The organism is Veillonella parvula (genome assembly GCF_032577575.1).
GTDB lineage: Bacteria > Bacillota > Negativicutes > Veillonellales > Veillonellaceae > Veillonella.
On record NZ_JAWFVO010000001.1, the window covers coordinates 312,966 to 329,721 of the forward strand.

Sequence of the window (16,756 nt, forward strand, 5' to 3'; positions counted from 1 at the left end):
TAATGATACTGAAATTATAAATTCTTGTATAGGTGCATTATGAAATCACAAATTATATTGTGTTCCGGTGGGGCACGCAGTGGAAAAAGTGAATTTGCTGAACGTTTAGCATTGGCTACAAAGGGTCAAAAAGCTTATGTAGCTACGGGCCAAGCTTTTGATGAGGAAATGGTGGATCGCATCAAAAAACATCAAGAGCGACGAGGAAAAATATGGAATAATTTTGAAGTACCTTTACATTTAGCTGATGAATGGGAAAATATCAGTCAATCAGCAGATGTAATTCTTATAGATTGTTTAACCATGTTCACTACTAATCACATGATGGCTTATGGATCCATTCGTGGTCAAGAAGATGCTAATCGGTTAGAACAGACAATACTTTCAGAATTAGACATTTTATTAGACTCGATACAATCATGTGAAGGTAAAACTGTTATATTTGTGACCAATGAAATTGGGTTAGGTATTGTGCCGGATAATAAACTGGCTAGATATTTTAGAGATATTGCTGGTCGTGTGAATCGAGCAGTAGCTTCTGTTGCAGATAAACTCTATTTAACAATTAGTGGTGTTACCATTGAATTGAAATCACAGGAGGTTCATATAAATGGCTAAGAAAATCATGTTTCAAGGAACGAGCTCTAATGTAGGTAAAAGTATTCTTTGTACTGCATTATGCCGTATTTTTTATAGAAAAGGTTTTAAGACCGTTCCTTTTAAAGCACAAAATATGGCCCTCAATTCTTATGTGACAAAATGGGGCGATGAAATTGGTCGTGCTCAAGTCGCTCAAGCCGAAGCCGCTGGTATTGATCCAATTGTTCAAATGAATCCTGTGTTATTAAAACCTACAGGGAATCAATCGTCTCAAGTTGTATTGATGGGGAAACCTGTTGGCGTATATAGTGCTAAAGAATATCATACAAAATATTCACTAACCGCTTTAGATAAGGTTAAAGAATCTATTGATTTCTTAGACTCAAATTTTGATATGATGGTTATCGAAGGTGCCGGTAGTCCTGCAGAAGTTAACTTAAAAGCAAATGATATTGTAAATATGCGTATTGCCAAGATGACTCAAGCTCCAGTTTTTCTCATTGCAGATATTGACCGAGGTGGTGCTATTGCGTCCATTGTTGGTACCTTAGAATTATTAGAACCAGAAGAACGCAATCTTATTAAAGGTATCGTTATCAATAAATTTCGTGGTGATATCAAACTATTAGAACCAGCTCTTACATTTATTGAAGAAAAAACAGGTAAAAAAGTGGTAGGTGTTATTCCTGCCATTGAGAACCTCGATATTGATGAAGAAGATTCTGTTGCATTAGAGAACAAACGCAATAGTGGTACTAAAGATATTCAGGTCGTAGTTATGCAAACACCTAAAATCTCTAATTTTACAGACTTTGATGCACTTAATTATGAGCCAGATGTATCTGTCCGTTTTGTAGGCCCTGGAGATGTTATCGGTACGCCAGATTTAATTATATTACCTGGTTCTAAAAATACATTGGCTGACTTAACATATTTACGTGATACAGGCTTTGCTGATGAAATCAAAAAATTGGCTGCTCAAGGTACACCTGTTATCGGTGTTTGTGGCGGTAACCAAATGTTAGGTAAAACTATTTATGATCCGCATCATATGGAAGGTGATATCGAGGAAATTGAAGGACTTGGCCTTGTTGAATCATCCACGACTATGAAGGCTCAAAAAACTACCCATCAAGTACAATTCAATGTATCTAATTTACAGTTTTTAAATGGTACTTTTAGGGGGGAAAATTTAGTAGGCTATGAAATTCATATGGGGGATACTACGCCACTAGCAGATTCGGTGTCTCGTTGCTTTACAATTACAAGTCGCAGTGAAGAGGCTGTCAATGTTATTGATGGTTTTATTGATGGTAATCATCAAGTAATGGGTACATATATTCACGGTGTATTTGATAATGACGAGTTTAGACGTTTTATTATCAATCAATTACGTGAACGCAAGGGATTACAACCATTAGATGTAGTATTCCATTATTTTGACCATAAAAATGCGGCATATAATCGCTTAGCTGATATTGTGGAGGAACATCTAGATATGGATTATATTATGTCTACCTTGGGATAGTAGAGGAGATATATGGAACATTTAGCAATTTTTCACTGGTTTTCAAAGTATAACTTTGTGTGCATACCAGTTTTAGCATTTTTATTGGATTTAATTATTGGGGATCCCAATAGTAAATATCATCCAGTGGCCATTATAGGACGTATAATATCTTTTTTTGAAGCCGTTCTTTATAAAGACACTGATAATGATACGAAGAAATTGTGGTACGGTGGTATTGCAGTAGGTTTAATTCTTATATCGGTATATATCATAGTATCTTTATTGTTATGGCTAGGTGGAGTAGTAGACGAATGGGTATACTATGCTTTCGAAGTAGTGATCCTCTACATCGCCATTTCTCCACGTTCATTGGCTGGCGCAGGTTTTACCATTAGTCAGTTAATAAAACAAGGTAATATCGTAGATGCTCGCAAACGTTTATCATGGATTGTGGGACGAGATACGGAAGACTTAGATGAAAGCGAAATCACTCGGGCTACAGTAGAAACAATCGCGGAAAATACGGTAGATGGTATTATTGCACCTTTTTTCTTTTTTATTATCGGTGGCCCTATGGGGGCTATTCTTTATAGAACTGCTAATACTATGGATTCTATGTTAGGCTATAAAAATCAAAAGTACTTGTACTTTGGTCGCGTAGCTGCACGCTTTGATGACATATTAAATTGGATTCCTGCCCGAATTACCTTTGTATTATTTGTAATTTCTGCATTCTTTTTACGCTTTGATGCTAAAAAGGCAATAGAAATCGGTTTACGTGATGCAAAAAAACATCCTAGTCCTAATGGGGGGTATGCAGAAGCACCTGTGGCAGGGGCCTTACATATCCGTTTAGGTGGTTACAATCAGTATTTTAAAAAAATGACCTTCCGTGAATATATGGGAGATCCTATTGAAAAGCTAAACCGTAACCATATTACTCGAACAATTTATATGATGTATGTTACGACTATACTAATGGTCATCATTAGTACAGTTATTACCTATGGGATGAATGTATAATGACACCTTTTTTTATAGCACTACAATTTTTAACGCGTTTAAAAATTGTAAATCAAACTGAATGGTCTGTAGAGGACTTTGGTAAATCTGTTGTAGCCTTTCCTTATGTGGGCCTTATTATTGGTCTCATATTAGCTATATTATATGGCGTATTATCGCCATTTATTCCGATCATGCCATTGATGTTAATTATCGTTGTGGCTGAGTTTTTAATAACTGGTGGCCTTCATGCTGATGGTTTGATGGATACAAGCGATGGTTTGTTTTCCGGCCGTGAAAGAGAACGTAAACTAGAAATCATGAAAGATAGTCGTATAGGCTCCTTTGGAGTTGTTGCTTTTGTATTTGTTACACTTTTGAAATGGCAATTATTAGCTTCGATTCCATCGGCTGAATTTATTCCTATGGCACTCATTATGATGCCTTTAATGAGCCGTTGGTCTATGGTTTTTAGTATTCGATCCTATCCATATGCTAGAGAACAGGGGATGGGGGCAGCATTTGCTAATTTAGCACCTAAACATGTTATTACTTATAACACCATATCTACGTTCTTTATGCCTATTCTATTACTATTAATCGGTTTAGTATTATATACACTTTTATATGGTGCTTATGCAATTTTATCAGCACCTGATGTAGGATATTTGGTAGGATTAGGTGTGTTAGTATATGCTACTATAGGTATTTTCCAAATCAATATTGTTAGCATGATTATTACGTATATTATTAACCGATTATTAAACCGCTATATTGTAAAAGCGTTAGGTGGCACTACTGGTGATACATATGGATTTGTTGTGGAAGTAACTGAAGTATTATTGATACTGGTATATAGCATAATTTTATCTATACTATCAGCTACAGTAGTTAATAATCCAACTATGTTCTAACTCTAAATTTTTGATTTTCAAAGTTTTAATATTTTTAGAACGTATACTTTATTTGATGTGAAAGGAGTTTAATGTGACCTATTATGTAAGAGCCCCAGGTACATGTGGGGAATTTCTACAAGGTTCTATTGATGGTCAGTCATTTTTAGTGACATGTCCAATTAATCGATACTCCTACGCATTGAGTAATGTAATACAACCTTTTTCTAAAGAATTTTGTGCACTTCAACCAAAATCGGCACAAGCTCGTAAATTAGTACAAGAGTTGGTCCAAGAAAAAAAGAAAAATCAAATTTGCCCGCCTGTGTATGTAAGATCCGATATTCTACAAGGAAAAGGCATGGCTTCAAGTTCGGCAGATATTTCTGTAACAGCTATGGCTACAGCTTTGGCCATGGACTATGATTTATCATTAAAAGAACTTGAGCAAATTTGTCTATCTGTAGAGCCTACAGATGCCTCTTTTTATCAAGGTGTAACTCAGTTTGATTATATTAAAGGGACTATCTCTAAGCCATTAGGTATGTGCCCACCTTTAAAAATCCTCGTTTTTGACGAAGGCGGTAGCATTGATACAGTTAGCTTTAATAAACAAGCAGATTTACAAAATAAAATTTTAGAAAAAGAATCTATTATACAAGAATCCTTTGATTTGTTTAAACAGGGTCTTACAACGCATGATATAAAGCTTATTGGCCAAGCTGCTACATTGAGTGCCTTTGGCAATCAGCGTATTTTATATAAACCTAATTTATATGACTTTCACGATGTAGGTAATTCTTATAATAGTGTGGGAACAATCATCGCTCATAGCGGAACCATTATGGGACTATTATTCCCCGTTGATTATGGTCGTATTGATGATTGTAAGAATGAGATTTTGCGTAAGTTGCCACAATTAACCTATGTAGATACGGTTGAAACTACGAATGAAGGATTAACTTATATTAAACGATAAAGTATTTCATAGAAAGAGAATAGTATGTCTAAAATACATGGGGGCAATATCTTTCAGTTTGCCCATGAACAACGAATTGAACCATATGAGGTTATTGACTTTAGTGCTAATATCAATCCACTAGGCCCTAGCCAACGTGGCTTATCTGCATTAGAATCTCAATTGCGATATATATCACATTATCCGGATGCTACAAATGATGATATATTAAATGCCATTGCTGATATCTATGGTATGAATAAAAATCAAATTGTAGTTGGCAATGGAGCGGCAGAGCTATTATATGCAATTTGTCGGTTACCTGGCTATACGGGCGCTTTTGTTCCCGCACCAGGTTTTTCTGAATATAAAGCGGCTTTAGAAGCAAGTAGAATTCCAGTACGCGATATTTATTATCGACCACGGGAAGATGAACATGGAAAACCTTATTTTGAGGTTCCTTATTTAGCATTAGAAACTTTTGCAGCTGAGTTAAAGGGGCAAGATGGTCGTATTATTGTATTTCTAGGTAATCCCAATAATCCAGATGGTATGTTACTTGATAAGAACCATATTCTTACTATTGCAAGCATGCTGAAAGATGCTAATAGTTTACTTGTTATAGATGAGTCCTTTATCGACTTTGTTGGTAACGATACATTACAAGATAATGAATACTCCATGCGCTCCCTAGTTAACGAGTTTGATAATATTATTGTGGTTCATTCTTTTACAAAATTCTATGCCGTGCCAGGGCTACGAATTGGTGCTGCTTTCAGCAATCCTCTTATCATTGAGCAACTAAATAGTTTTATTCCTACATGGTCTGTTAACACATTAGCTCAATCCTATACAGAGGCGGCTTTGAATGATGTAGAGTATGTGAAACGAACAAAACAAGTATTACATGAAGAGCAACTTTTTATGTATAATTCATTAGATACTATAGATGGTATTACTGTATATCCGCCTTCAGCTAATTTTATGTTGTTCCACATTGAACAAGAAGGAATAACAGCAGAGTCGATTAATGAAGCGCTTAAAAAATATAATATGATTGTTCGCAACTGTGATTCTTATATGGGATTAAATAATCAATGGGTTCGCGTTGCAATAAAAGATCATGATACTAATGTTAAGTTAGTAGAAAAATTAACAGATATTTTGAAAGTATAGGAAGACTATGAAGACATTGTATATTGTGCGCCATGGTGAAACTGATTGGAACAAAATGGGAAAATACCAAGGCATCACAGATGTTCCACTTAATGAAAATGGTTTAAATCAAGCAAAGGCATGTGGTCAGGCTCTTAAAGATGTTAAATTTGATCGCATATTATCTAGTGATTTGAGTCGTGCTTTAGTTACAGCTGAAGTCATTCGCGGTGAACGTACTACTCCTATTACAGTAGATAAACGCTTACGAGAACTTAATTTTGGCGATTGGGAAGCTATGTTATTTTCAGATATCGAAGATCGTTGGCCTGGTTTGATAGATGAAATGTATTTGCGACCACATCTAGTTAAGGTTCCTAATGGTGAAAGCTTTAAGAATTTACAAGACCGTGCATGGGCAGGTCTAGAGGAATTCATCAATGTTAATAATGAGGAGGAAACACTTCTCATTGCTTGTCATGGTGGAACTATACGAACATTATTGTGTAAATTATTAGATATTTCCATTAGTCATTGTTGGAATTTTAGTCAAGGTAATACAGCAATTAATCGTATATTCTATAATGGCATGGGAGAATTTGATCATAATATTTTAAACTTGCTCAATGATACAGCACACGTAGATGTATTACAAGGTCATGCATAATGCGACTAGATAAATTATTAGCCAATAAAGCCTATGGTAGTCGAAAAGAAGTCCATCAAATCATAAAAGATAGAAGGGTTACCATCAATGGCAGTATAACAACGAAAAAAGATACTCATATTGATATTGATGTTGATATAGTTGCTGTTGATGGTAAGATTGTTAGTACTACTCAACTATATTATGTAAAATTTCATAAGCCAAAGGGCTATGTTACAGCGGTAGAAGATTCTAGTCACCCTGTTGTTATGGATTTACTCCCTCCAGAATTCATAAAAATGGGAGTAGTTCCAGTAGGCAGATTAGATAAGGATACAGAAGGACTTTTACTATTAACTAATGATGGTGTGTGGGGACATTCTATCATCAATGGTAATAAACATGTGCCTAAGGTTTATTACGTAGAATTTGAAGGAACGCTATCTGATGAAGGTATACAACGTATTAAAGAGGGAATTCTTCTTGGAGATGGTACGCAATGTAAACCGGCAGAAATTGAATTTGTATCGTTACATTCAGTACATGTAACAATTGAAGAAGGCAAGTATCATCAAGTTAAGCGCATGATTGGTGCTGCAGGTGGTACTGTAACATATTTGAAACGTCTTACGATTGGTCATATTGATTTAAGTGGCATTGAAGAGGTTGGTTCTGCAATGGAATTGACCGTTGAACAGATAGAGGGCTTTAAAAAGTAGCATAAAATTCTATTCAATATAGGTATTTTATGGTAAGATTAATTGTACTTTATAGACTAGGAGCAAGATTATGAATGGATTAAATCTGCTACAACAGTATATTAAAGAGCAAGAATTAACAGGCGTCATTTTAATAAGCCCTATAAATTTACATTATTTTGCAGGCTTTACTGGTACTACAGGCTTTGCTATCATTACTCAAGATAAAGCCTTTATGATTACTGATTTCAGATATACTGAACAAGCAACAAAACAATGTGAAGGGTACACAGTTATTCAATATGAAACAATTGTTATGGATACTCTTATAGATATATTCAATGAACATCATATTCACGAAGGTTTATTCGGTATAGAAGGCAAACAAATGCCTGTGGATACGTATGAAACTTTATGTGATACATTAGATGAACGCTTTAATTTTACATCTATCAATTTTGCAAAACTACGTGCGGTTAAGCGTGAAGATGAATTAGACTTATTGCGTAAAGCTGCTAAAATTGGTGATGGTGCTTTTGCTGCCTTGCTACCACAACTAAAGGTAGGGATGACAGAAAACGAAGCGCGCATTATATTAGAATCAGAAATGTTAAAACGTGGATCAGAGGAACCTTCCTTTGCAACCATTGTTGCTTCTGGTAATCGTTCTAGTATGCCTCATGGTGTAGCCAGTGATAAGGTCATTGAAGCAGGTGATTTTGTTACCTTTGACTTTGGTGCAGTATATAAGGGTTATCATTCTGATATGACTAGAACTATTGTAATGGGGCCTGCCTCTGAATTACAAAAGAACCTGTATGGTATAGTTTTAGAAGCACAAAAACGTGGCGTAGCTGCAGTTCGGGCTGGTATTACTGGTAAAGAACTTGATGCAGTTTGTCGTGATTATATTAAAGAACATGGATATACCAAGGAATTTAATCATGGTACTGGGCATGGCGTAGGTCTTGAGATTCACGAAGAACCAGTAGCCAATACTAAATCCGATACGGTATTTACAGAAAATATGATCATTACGGTAGAACCTGGCATTTATATAACAGGTACTATCGGATTGAGAATAGAGGATAGTGTCATCGTCAAATCTGACGGCTATGAGGTGTTGACACATAGTCCAAAAGAGTTAATTGAAATAGGTATTTAGAAGGAGAAGAGTTAGATGATTTCCAGTAATGATTTTCGTCCAGGTGTAACCGTTGAAATTGACGGTAATGTATGGCAAGTAGTTGATTTTCAACACGTTAAACCAGGTAAAGGTGCTGCATTCGTACGTACTAAAATGAAAAACTTGCAAACTGGTTCTGTAGTTGAGCGTACATTTAATGCAGGTGAAAAAGTGCCTAAAGCACATGTTGATCGTCGTCGTATGCAATACTTATATGAATCTGATGGCTCTTATACATTCATGGATAACGAAACTTATGATCAAGTTGAACTTACCCTTGAACAATTAGGTGATGCTAAAAACTTCCTTCTTGAAAATATGGAAGTATCCATCATGTTTTTCCAAGGTATCGTAATCGGTATCGATTTACCTGTAGCTGTTGAACTTCGCGTAGTTGAAACAGATCCTGGTATCCGTGGCGATACTGCGACTGGTGGTAATAAACCAGCCGTATTAGAAACAGGCTACACTGTAAAAGTACCTCTCTTCATTGAAGTAGATGATGTACTTCGTATTGATACTCGTACAGGACAATACATCGAACGTGCCTAATACTCATTGATATGTATTGGGGCAAGATCTTTTCAAGGAATCTTATTCCCCATATATCGTAACATTTGCACTGTAAGCACTTGTCGTCTATGTAATTATATATAGGGACAGGTGCTTTTTTTGAAAGAGGCCAGTATGACCAAGAAAAATACTGAACTAGAGTCGGGTAAGATTAAGATTAACGATGATGTATATGCTACAATTGTAACAATGACAGCGCTTGACACAAAGGGAATTCATCATATGAGTTCCACCTTTAATGATGGCGTTAACACTTTTTTTAGACGTAAATCCGATCATGAAGGTGTTAAGATATCCTTTAACGATGAAGGAGCAATATCAGTTACACTATATGTGTGCATTCAGTATGGATATCGTATTCCTGATGTTGTTTTACGTCTACAAGAGCGCATTAAAACTGCTTTAGTCTCTTATACAGAAATTGAGGTTCAAACTATTGATGTAGTTGTACAAGACATTATTTTTGATGATTTAGTAACACCTCAACAGCCATAGGAGGTATCTCTATGAGTTCAGATAATCAATTAAATTATGGTTTAGACACGGATACCATTGATATTGCAGATTCTGTCATCATTGATGTAGCAACAAAAACTTTAGGAACCATTCCTGGTATTCATTCTTTAAGCCCACGCTTTTACGATGAGTTGGTAGAGGGTATTACACATGCTTTTGGTCAGCGTAGCTTACCTGGTATCAATGTAAAGCATCGTAAAGGTTTTATTGAAATTAACATTTATATTAAAGCATTGTATGGATATAATCTCATTGAATTATCAAAACAATTGCAATTAGAAATCAAACAAACCTTAAAAAATATGCTAGATCTTGATCATATTAAGGTTGATGTGCATATTGAAGGTATTGTAAAAGAAAAGGAGCCAGTTTTACATGGTAACTAAGCGAAATCGGCGAGAGGCTCGTCAATACGCATTCCAAATGTTATATGCCAATGAATTTCATACTGATCAAAATGATGTTCAATTTCCTGAAGGAAACATTCATAAAGCAATGGATAAGGCATATGCAAATAGTATTATAGAGGGTGTACTATCAAACACTGAAGCAATTGATGCTACATTACAGCCATTCTGTAAATCTCGTAAAGTAGCAAATTTAGATAAGGTGGATCGTTCTATCTTACGTATTGCCGTTTGGGAAATGAACAATAAAGTGGAACCTTTAGAGCCATCTATTGCTATTAATGAAGCCATTCAATTAGCTAAAGAGTTTGGCTCTGATGCATCTTATAAATTAATTAATGCAATCTTAGACGCATATAATAAGAGTAAATAATGAAACGATATTACTTAGGCATTGATACGAGTTGTTACACTACAAGTTGTGCCATTGTAGATAGCGACTTTCACATAGTAGGGGAAGCACGTAAAATCTTAGAGGTAAAACTGGGTGAGCGAGGACTACAACAATCAAATATGGTCTTTCAGCATACAAAGGCATTGCCTAAGTTAATGTCAGAGTTGCCTCAGGTATCGATTAGCGGTATAGGTGTTAGTGGTTTTCCACGGCGCGAAGAAAATTCGTATATGCCAGCCTTTATGGTTGGGTTAGGCCAAGGAGAAACCTTGAGTCATCTTATGAATGTGCCTTTACATATTTTTGCACATCAAGAGAATCATATATTAGCTGCTTTGAGGGATTTAAAAAATATTCCTAATGAGCCTTTTTTGGCATTACATCTATCAGGTGGCACGACAGAACTAGTATATTGCCATTATCAAGGAAACGGTATTTTTGAATCTCACATCGTTGGTGGTTCTAAAGATTTACAAGGGGGGCAATATGTTGATCGTATAGGTGTCGCATTGGGCTTACCATTTCCTGCAGGTAAACATTTAGAGGCATTAGCATTACAAACTACAGAATATGAACCATTGCCATCATCTGTAAAAGACGGATGGATTAGCTTTGCCGGTCCTTGTAGTGCTGCTATGCGACGTATAAATAACGCTATGAGTGAGATGGATAAATCTAAGTTAGCTAGAGCTGTTTTTACTTCCATTGGAAATGCTCTAGAAAAAATGATTACTTATCATACTAAAGAGAAATCTGTACGTGCACTCATTGCTGTAGGTGGTGTGATGAGTAATAGTTTACTTCGTAAGCGGATGGAAACCTATTGTAAACGAAATCATCTCCAATTACATGTGGCGCAACCACAATTCTCTGTTGATAATGCCACAGGTAATGCTTTTGGTGCTGCTTATTTACAAGAATCTAGAGGATAATCGTGAATGTATTAACCATTACACAATTAAACAATCTCATAAAACGTACCTTAGATCGTGAATATCTATTAAAGAATGTATATGTAAGTGGTACCATTATTAATGCAAAACGTCATAGTAGTGGTCATATGTATTTTTCTTTAAAAGATGAGGAATCTGCTATTGATGTAACAATGTGGTCTAGTACAGTCATGCAAAAGGGACTAGCTAATGCCATTCAAAATGGTTTATTAGTAACTGTAAAAGCATCTGTTAACTTTTACAATAAAATGGGCCGTTTAAATCTCATTGCATCAGATATGCAGATAGGTGCTAAAAGTCCGTTACAGCTTGAATTTGATGCTCTAAAACGAGAGTTAACTGCTTTGGAGTACTTTAATGATAGCCATAAAGTAGGTTTACCCTATATGGCGAGTTGCATTGGTATTGTTACATCCCAATCTGGTGCTGTATTACATGATATTCTACATGTTAGTAAAAAACGCAATCCACTAGTTAAATTTAAATTGTTTTCCGTTCCTGTACAAGGTAGTACCGCAGGCCCAATTATAGCAAAAGGAATTGCTACGGCAGATGCTGATCCAGATATTGATATCATCATCGTTGGTCGTGGTGGTGGATCTATGGAGGACTTGTGGTGTTTCAATGATAGAGCTGTTGTAGAGGCAATTTATAATGCTCATACACCGATTATTTCGGCGGTAGGTCATGAAACAGATTACACCTTATGTGATTATGTAGCTGATGTACGTGGTGCTACGCCTAGCCATGCTACAGAAATGGCAGTACTTCCAATTACTACATTACAAGATCAGCTGACAGAAAAAGAAGAGTATTTACACGAATATATACGCTATACACTACAACAAAAACGTACAGATTTAACATTGCTCTTTAATCGAAAACTTGGCATTCCAGCTCTGCAATTTTTACATAAGCAAAAATCACACTTACAAGAGCTTTCACAAACTCTAACTAATGCAACTAAAGAACGATGTAATGCAGAGAGACATAACTTAGCATTATTGGCACAACAGTTAGAGTCACTAAATCCATTACAAATGATGATTAAAGGTTTTGCAAAGGTTGAGCATGATAACAAACCTATTACTTCGGTTGCCCAATTACAACCAAATGACGATATACGAGTTACACTAGCTGATGGTTATATTACTGCTACGGTAAAGGAGGCGCACAAGGATGGCCGCATCACTAAAAAGTTATGAGAAAAAATATAAGGCCTTAGAAGATATTGTTAAGCAATTAGACGATGGGGATATGACCATTTCTGAGCTTTTATCACAATATAAAAAGGGCTTAACTTTGGTAAAAGAATGTGCTGAAATGCTTGACTCTGTTGAAGATGAAGTACAACAAATTATCGAAGAAGTCCGCATCAGCGAATAAGGAGATTCTATGTTCAAAGATTATTTAGCATCTAGCAAACAAAATATTGAACAATGGTTAGGCGAAGTACTTAATAGCCCAAATCAAGAATTTGAACAACTTTATGAATCTATGAATTATAGTTTAATGCAAGGTGGCAAACGAATACGACCTATTTTAACTAAGGCTGTGCTAGAAATGCTTCATAAAGAGCCAGCGGATTATAAGGAATTTCTATGTGCTATGGAGTGTATCCATACGTATTCATTAGTTCATGATGATTTACCAGCTATGGATAATGATGATTATCGCAGAGGTAATTTGACCAATCACAAAGTATACGGTGAGGGACTTGCTATTTTAGCCGGTGATGGGTTATTAACATATGCCTTTCAATTGATGACTTCAAATACAGTTGCTAGTGCACAGCAAAAACTAGATGCTATACAATGTGTTGCTACTGCGGCTGGTCCAGAAGGTATGGTTGGGGGACAAGCCTTTGATTTGCTCAGTGAAGATAAACATATTCCTTTAGAAGAATTAAAGGTTTTACATACTGGTAAAACAGGTGCACTATTTAACGCTTCTGTAGAATTAGGTCTTATTCTTGGAAGTGCTAATAATACTACGCGAACATTCCTTATGGAATATTCTAATTGCCTGGGATTATTATTCCAAATTACTGATGATATTTTAGATGTAACCGGTACTATTGAAGAATTAGGGAAAACACCCGGTAGTGATATTCGCCAACATAAATCTACCTATGTATCTTTACTAGGTTTAGATCAAGCAAAACATCAAGCCTACTTAGTAGGTAGCCAAGCTCATGATGCGTTAAACTTGGTTTCTTATGATACAACTATACTATCAGCATTAATTGATTATCTTTTAGAACGTACGAATTAATGGGTATTACCTGTAGAAGGTATAAACAATGATTGATATATTACCACAAATAGCACATAATTATATCGCACAAGCTGCATTTTGGGGCTGGTTTACGGCTCAAGCTATCAAATTTGTATGGCAACTCTTAAGACATGGTAAATTCCGACCAGAGCGCCTTGTTGGATCTGGTGGTTTTCCAAGTTCACATACATCATTTGTAATTGCTACAACAACAGCGATTTACCTTAAAAATGGTGTAACGGATCTATTTATATTATCCTTAGTATTTTCAATTGTTGTTATGTATGATGCGTCTGGTGTACGATTAGAGGCAGGACGACAAGCTCAAATACTTAATCAAATTGTAGATTATTTTACCAAAAAGAATATACCTGTTGTCATTACACGTAAAGAAGCATTAAAAGAGTTGTTGGGACATACACCTATCGAAGTATTTGGTGGTTTAATTCTTGGTATTCTTGTGGCCTTTATTCAGTTTTATTGTATTTATCATGGTGTAATATGAACAATAAAGAACGATTAGATATACTCCTCGTTAATCGAGGCCTTTTTGAAAGTAGAGAAAAAGCAAAAGCAGCTATTATGGCGGGCCTTATATTTATGGATACTACGCGCATAGATAAAGCAGGCACCAAGATTCCTGCGGATGCTAATATTATTGTTAAAGGCAATACTTTACCTTATGTAAGCCGTGGAGGACTTAAATTAGAAAAGGCTATTCAAACTTACCCTATCGATTTACATGGGACTGTGATGATTGATATAGGAGCTAGTACAGGTGGTTTTACAGATTGCGCATTACAAAACGGTGCGTCTAAGGTTTTTGCCATCGATGTAGGATATAATCAATTAGCTTGGAAATTACGCCAAGATTCACGTGTAATCAATATGGAGAAACAAAATATCCGTACTGTTACTGCTGAACAAATAGGTGAACTTGTTGATTTTATTTCTATTGATGTAGCATTTATTTCTTTAGACAAAGTTTTACCAGTAGCTACTAATTTATTAAAAGATACGGGCTCACTGGTGGCCTTAATAAAACCACAATTTGAGGCTGGTAAAGAAAATGTTGGTAAGGGCGGTATAGTGCGAGATAGTGAAATCCATAAAGAGGTTTTACATCGTATTCTACACGTTGCGTATGATTGTGGATTGTATACACATGGCTTAACTTTCTCACCAATTAAAGGTATGGAAGGTAATATAGAGTTTTTAGGTTATTTTAAAAAGTACGAAGAAGGGGCCTTAACCATTGATGATATTTTGATTGATACAGTGGTTGCAGAAGCTCATTCATTATAGGAGATTACTATGCGTATCGGATTCTTCCCCAATATGGGGAAAAGCAATATTATGGCAGTTCTAAAAATGGCTGCACATATTTGTAAAGATGAAGGTATCGAAGTATTTTTGCCAGATGATCTCGAATCAGATGCACCTGCACGAGTACTTAAGATTCCTGAAACTCATATTTTAAGTCGTCCAGAAATCTTCAAACAAATAGATATTGCCTTTAGTTTTGGTGGTGATGGTACCATCATCCATCTTGCAAGACAAATTTATCCATATAATGTACCTGTTTGTGGTATTAATCTTGGCGAACTAGGTTTTTTAAATCAAATTGAAATTCATCAAATGCAAAGTCATATTAAACGTATTGCTAATGGTGATTATAATATTGAAAAGCGTGGACATTTATATGCTTATATAGAACGTCATAAGGGTAAAGAGGAAGAACTAGTTCCTATCATTAACGAAATTGTTATCACTCGTGCTGAGCCTGCTAAAATGGCGCGAATTAATATGTCTATTAATAATCAACACACGCAAATGTATCCATCGGATGGTTTAATTATTTCCTCTGCTACAGGTTCTACCGGCTATAATCTATCGGCTGGTGGTCCAATCATGAAACCAGATAATCGGTCCATCATTGTCACCCCAGTAGCGCCACACTTAATTCAAGGTGTAAGCCTTGTTTTAGAGGAACATGATACGATTCAAATTACAATGCCGGAAAGAGAACCACAATTACATATTTGTATTGATGGTACATTTGACTATACTTTTACAAATAAAGAAACCTTACATATAAGCTCTAACCCTGTATATTGTTTATTTGTACGATTCAAGGATCAATGTTTCTTTGGTACACTATTTAAAAAGTTAGCATCTCGTCGAGATGAATTGTTATAACCAAATCTCAAGTGGGGTGGTTTTGTGATTAACATTAACAATGCTGTTCAATTCCAACATTTAATCTGGGATCGATGTATGGAAAATGCCAAAGTGGTAGTAGATGCTACTTGTGGTAATGGCCATGATCTTTTATACCTTTCTAAACGGGCACAAAAAGCATGCCATCTATATGGAATTGATATTCAAATGAAAGCTATTAAAACTAGCAAAGAGCTTTTACAATCAAATGATATTGCACCAGAAGTAAGTTTAACGTTTATTCATGACTCTCATGATTTGGCAGTAGCTCATCAATTAAAAGATGAAGTTATTGATTTAATGATTTTTAACCTTGGATATTTACCTGGAGGAGATCACCAAGTTGTAACAAAACCTCACCAAACCATTGATGCCATAAATGAAGGTTTACACAAACTTTCCAAGTCTGGAGTTATTACAATAGTTGCTTACCCTGGAACAACAGAGGGATTTGAAGAAATGCAGTCTCTTAAATCGTATTTATCAGATTTAGATCAGAAAATATATAATGTATGCCATTGGCATCCGATGAACCAAATACATAATCCACCTGAGTTATTTATATTGCAAAAACGATAAAACGAAATATATCTTTATTCATTATGAATAAAACTCATACTCAGTTAGTAAAACCCCCTTTATAGGGGATTTTAATTATACATGTATATTTTTCTATTTTTAAATTATTAATTCCCTATAAATAGATGAACCTTATGAGCTATGAATTTGCACGTTATCAATATATAGAATATTAACAATATTTTAAAT

21 protein-coding genes are annotated in these 16,756 nt (G+C 35.5%); all 21 read left to right on the forward strand.

Going from position 1 to position 16,756, the window contains the following annotated elements; genetic code table 11:
- Window positions 1–39 precede the first annotated feature (39 nt).
- The 21 genes from cobU to E7K77_RS01590 all read left to right on the forward strand — a co-directional run bounded on the left by cobU (window position 40) and on the right by E7K77_RS01590 (window position 16,567).
- A complete protein-coding gene (cobU, locus tag E7K77_RS01490) occupies window positions 40–618 on the forward strand; it encodes a bifunctional adenosylcobinamide kinase/adenosylcobinamide-phosphate guanylyltransferase (RefSeq protein ID WP_302942754.1) in 579 nt (192 codons plus the stop codon).
- On the forward strand, window positions 611–2,128 hold the full coding sequence (locus tag E7K77_RS01495) for a cobyric acid synthase (protein WP_302942753.1): 1,518 nt from the start codon (window positions 611–613) through the stop codon (window positions 2,126–2,128). The genes cobU and E7K77_RS01495 overlap by 8 nt, the downstream gene beginning before the upstream one ends.
- A 12-nt stretch (window positions 2,129–2,140) precedes the next feature.
- Complete coding sequence (cbiB, locus tag E7K77_RS01500; RefSeq protein ID WP_004695785.1) at window positions 2,141–3,133, forward strand: adenosylcobinamide-phosphate synthase CbiB; 993 nt, start codon at window positions 2,141–2,143, stop codon at window positions 3,131–3,133.
- Complete coding sequence (cobS, locus tag E7K77_RS01505; protein WP_004695787.1) at window positions 3,133–4,026, forward strand: adenosylcobinamide-GDP ribazoletransferase; 894 nt, start codon at window positions 3,133–3,135, stop codon at window positions 4,024–4,026. The genes cbiB and cobS overlap by 1 nt, the downstream gene beginning before the upstream one ends.
- Before the next feature lie 73 nt (window positions 4,027–4,099).
- Window positions 4,100–4,984 carry a GHMP family kinase ATP-binding protein gene (locus tag E7K77_RS01510; RefSeq protein ID WP_004695788.1) on the forward strand — a complete coding sequence of 295 codons (885 nt, stop codon included), beginning with the start codon at window positions 4,100–4,102 and terminating at the stop codon, window positions 4,982–4,984.
- A 24-nt stretch (window positions 4,985–5,008) separates the two neighbouring features.
- Window positions 5,009–6,139 carry a pyridoxal phosphate-dependent aminotransferase gene (locus E7K77_RS01515; RefSeq protein WP_325305980.1) on the forward strand — a complete coding sequence of 377 codons (1,131 nt, stop codon included), beginning with the start codon at window positions 5,009–5,011 and terminating at the stop codon, window positions 6,137–6,139.
- Window positions 6,140–6,146: 7 nt separating this feature from the next.
- Entirely contained in the window at window positions 6,147–6,785 is a 639-nt protein-coding gene (gene cobC, locus E7K77_RS01520; protein ID WP_004697091.1) for an alpha-ribazole phosphatase, read from the forward strand.
- Window positions 6,785–7,483 (forward strand): pseudouridine synthase, encoded by a 699-nt coding sequence (locus E7K77_RS01525; RefSeq protein WP_008713895.1) that lies wholly within the window; start codon window positions 6,785–6,787, stop codon window positions 7,481–7,483. The genes cobC and E7K77_RS01525 overlap by 1 nt, the downstream gene beginning before the upstream one ends.
- Window positions 7,484–7,553: 70 nt before the next feature.
- Window positions 7,554–8,627 (forward strand): M24 family metallopeptidase, encoded by a 1,074-nt coding sequence (locus tag E7K77_RS01530; protein WP_287540549.1) that lies wholly within the window; start codon window positions 7,554–7,556, stop codon window positions 8,625–8,627.
- Window positions 8,628–8,642: 15 nt separating this feature from the next.
- Window positions 8,643–9,200, forward strand: coding sequence for an elongation factor P (efp, locus tag E7K77_RS01535; RefSeq protein WP_004695799.1), 558 nt, complete (start codon window positions 8,643–8,645; stop codon window positions 9,198–9,200).
- Between the two features lie 135 nt (window positions 9,201–9,335).
- Entirely contained in the window at window positions 9,336–9,716 is a 381-nt protein-coding gene (locus tag E7K77_RS01540) for an Asp23/Gls24 family envelope stress response protein (protein WP_004695801.1), read from the forward strand.
- Window positions 9,717–9,727: 11 nt separating this feature from the next.
- Complete coding sequence (locus E7K77_RS01545) at window positions 9,728–10,123, forward strand: Asp23/Gls24 family envelope stress response protein (RefSeq protein ID WP_004695803.1); 396 nt, start codon at window positions 9,728–9,730, stop codon at window positions 10,121–10,123.
- The gene (gene nusB / locus E7K77_RS01550) at window positions 10,113–10,517 is read left to right on the forward strand and encodes a transcription antitermination factor NusB (RefSeq protein WP_215675661.1); all 405 of its coding nucleotides are present in this window, start codon (window positions 10,113–10,115) and stop codon (window positions 10,515–10,517) included. The genes E7K77_RS01545 and nusB overlap by 11 nt, the downstream gene beginning before the upstream one ends.
- Window positions 10,517–11,470, forward strand: coding sequence for a Kae1-like domain-containing protein (locus tag E7K77_RS01555; protein WP_004697239.1), 954 nt, complete (start codon window positions 10,517–10,519; stop codon window positions 11,468–11,470). Before nusB ends, E7K77_RS01555 begins: the two co-directional genes overlap by 1 nt.
- 2 nt (window positions 11,471–11,472) lie before the next feature.
- Complete coding sequence (gene xseA, locus E7K77_RS01560) at window positions 11,473–12,696, forward strand: exodeoxyribonuclease VII large subunit (protein ID WP_215675659.1); 1,224 nt, start codon at window positions 11,473–11,475, stop codon at window positions 12,694–12,696.
- Complete coding sequence (xseB, locus tag E7K77_RS01565; RefSeq protein WP_004697322.1) at window positions 12,671–12,877, forward strand: exodeoxyribonuclease VII small subunit; 207 nt, start codon at window positions 12,671–12,673, stop codon at window positions 12,875–12,877. Before xseA ends, xseB begins: the two co-directional genes overlap by 26 nt.
- A gap of 9 nt (window positions 12,878–12,886) precedes the next feature.
- On the forward strand, window positions 12,887–13,765 hold the full coding sequence (locus E7K77_RS01570) for a polyprenyl synthetase family protein (RefSeq protein ID WP_004697474.1): 879 nt from the start codon (window positions 12,887–12,889) through the stop codon (window positions 13,763–13,765).
- A gap of 28 nt (window positions 13,766–13,793) precedes the next feature.
- Complete coding sequence (locus E7K77_RS01575) at window positions 13,794–14,273, forward strand: divergent PAP2 family protein (protein WP_004695814.1); 480 nt, start codon at window positions 13,794–13,796, stop codon at window positions 14,271–14,273.
- A complete protein-coding gene (locus E7K77_RS01580; RefSeq protein ID WP_004697112.1) occupies window positions 14,270–15,073 on the forward strand; it encodes a TlyA family RNA methyltransferase in 804 nt (267 codons plus the stop codon). Before E7K77_RS01575 ends, E7K77_RS01580 begins: the two co-directional genes overlap by 4 nt.
- Before the next feature lie 9 nt (window positions 15,074–15,082).
- Window positions 15,083–15,967 carry an NAD(+)/NADH kinase gene (locus E7K77_RS01585; protein ID WP_004697273.1) on the forward strand — a complete coding sequence of 295 codons (885 nt, stop codon included), beginning with the start codon at window positions 15,083–15,085 and terminating at the stop codon, window positions 15,965–15,967.
- A 24-nt stretch (window positions 15,968–15,991) separates the two neighbouring features.
- Window positions 15,992–16,567: a tRNA (mnm(5)s(2)U34)-methyltransferase gene (locus tag E7K77_RS01590; protein WP_004695822.1), complete on the forward strand. Its 576-nt coding sequence runs from the start codon at window positions 15,992–15,994 to the stop codon at window positions 16,565–16,567.
- Window positions 16,568–16,756 lie beyond the last annotated feature (189 nt).

Excerpts from the sequence above, each read along its gene's own strand:
- cobU (WP_302942754.1), top strand. The coding sequence starts at position 40 with ATGAAATCACAAATTATATTGTGTTCCGGTGGGGCACGCAGTGGAAAA.
- E7K77_RS01495 (WP_302942753.1), top strand. The coding sequence starts at position 611 with ATGGCTAAGAAAATCATGTTTCAAGGAACGAGCTCTAATGTAGGTAAA.
- cbiB (WP_004695785.1), top strand. The coding sequence starts at position 2,141 with ATGGAACATTTAGCAATTTTTCACTGGTTTTCAAAGTATAACTTTGTG.
- cobS (WP_004695787.1), top strand. The coding sequence starts at position 3,133 with ATGACACCTTTTTTTATAGCACTACAATTTTTAACGCGTTTAAAAATT.
- E7K77_RS01515 (WP_325305980.1), top strand. The coding sequence starts at position 5,009 with ATGTCTAAAATACATGGGGGCAATATCTTTCAGTTTGCCCATGAACAA.
- cobC (WP_004697091.1), top strand. The coding sequence starts at position 6,147 with ATGAAGACATTGTATATTGTGCGCCATGGTGAAACTGATTGGAACAAA.
- E7K77_RS01525 (WP_008713895.1), top strand. The coding sequence starts at position 6,785 with ATGCGACTAGATAAATTATTAGCCAATAAAGCCTATGGTAGTCGAAAA.
- E7K77_RS01530 (WP_287540549.1), top strand. The coding sequence starts at position 7,554 with ATGAATGGATTAAATCTGCTACAACAGTATATTAAAGAGCAAGAATTA.
- efp (WP_004695799.1), top strand. The coding sequence starts at position 8,643 with ATGATTTCCAGTAATGATTTTCGTCCAGGTGTAACCGTTGAAATTGAC.
- E7K77_RS01540 (WP_004695801.1), top strand. The coding sequence starts at position 9,336 with ATGACCAAGAAAAATACTGAACTAGAGTCGGGTAAGATTAAGATTAAC.
- E7K77_RS01545 (WP_004695803.1), top strand. The coding sequence starts at position 9,728 with ATGAGTTCAGATAATCAATTAAATTATGGTTTAGACACGGATACCATT.
- nusB (WP_215675661.1), top strand. The coding sequence starts at position 10,113 with ATGGTAACTAAGCGAAATCGGCGAGAGGCTCGTCAATACGCATTCCAA.
- E7K77_RS01555 (WP_004697239.1), top strand. The coding sequence starts at position 10,517 with ATGAAACGATATTACTTAGGCATTGATACGAGTTGTTACACTACAAGT.
- xseB (WP_004697322.1), top strand. The coding sequence starts at position 12,671 with ATGGCCGCATCACTAAAAAGTTATGAGAAAAAATATAAGGCCTTAGAA.
- E7K77_RS01570 (WP_004697474.1), top strand. The coding sequence starts at position 12,887 with ATGTTCAAAGATTATTTAGCATCTAGCAAACAAAATATTGAACAATGG.
- E7K77_RS01575 (WP_004695814.1), top strand. The coding sequence starts at position 13,794 with ATGATTGATATATTACCACAAATAGCACATAATTATATCGCACAAGCT.
- E7K77_RS01580 (WP_004697112.1), top strand. The coding sequence starts at position 14,270 with ATGAACAATAAAGAACGATTAGATATACTCCTCGTTAATCGAGGCCTT.
- E7K77_RS01585 (WP_004697273.1), top strand. The coding sequence starts at position 15,083 with ATGCGTATCGGATTCTTCCCCAATATGGGGAAAAGCAATATTATGGCA.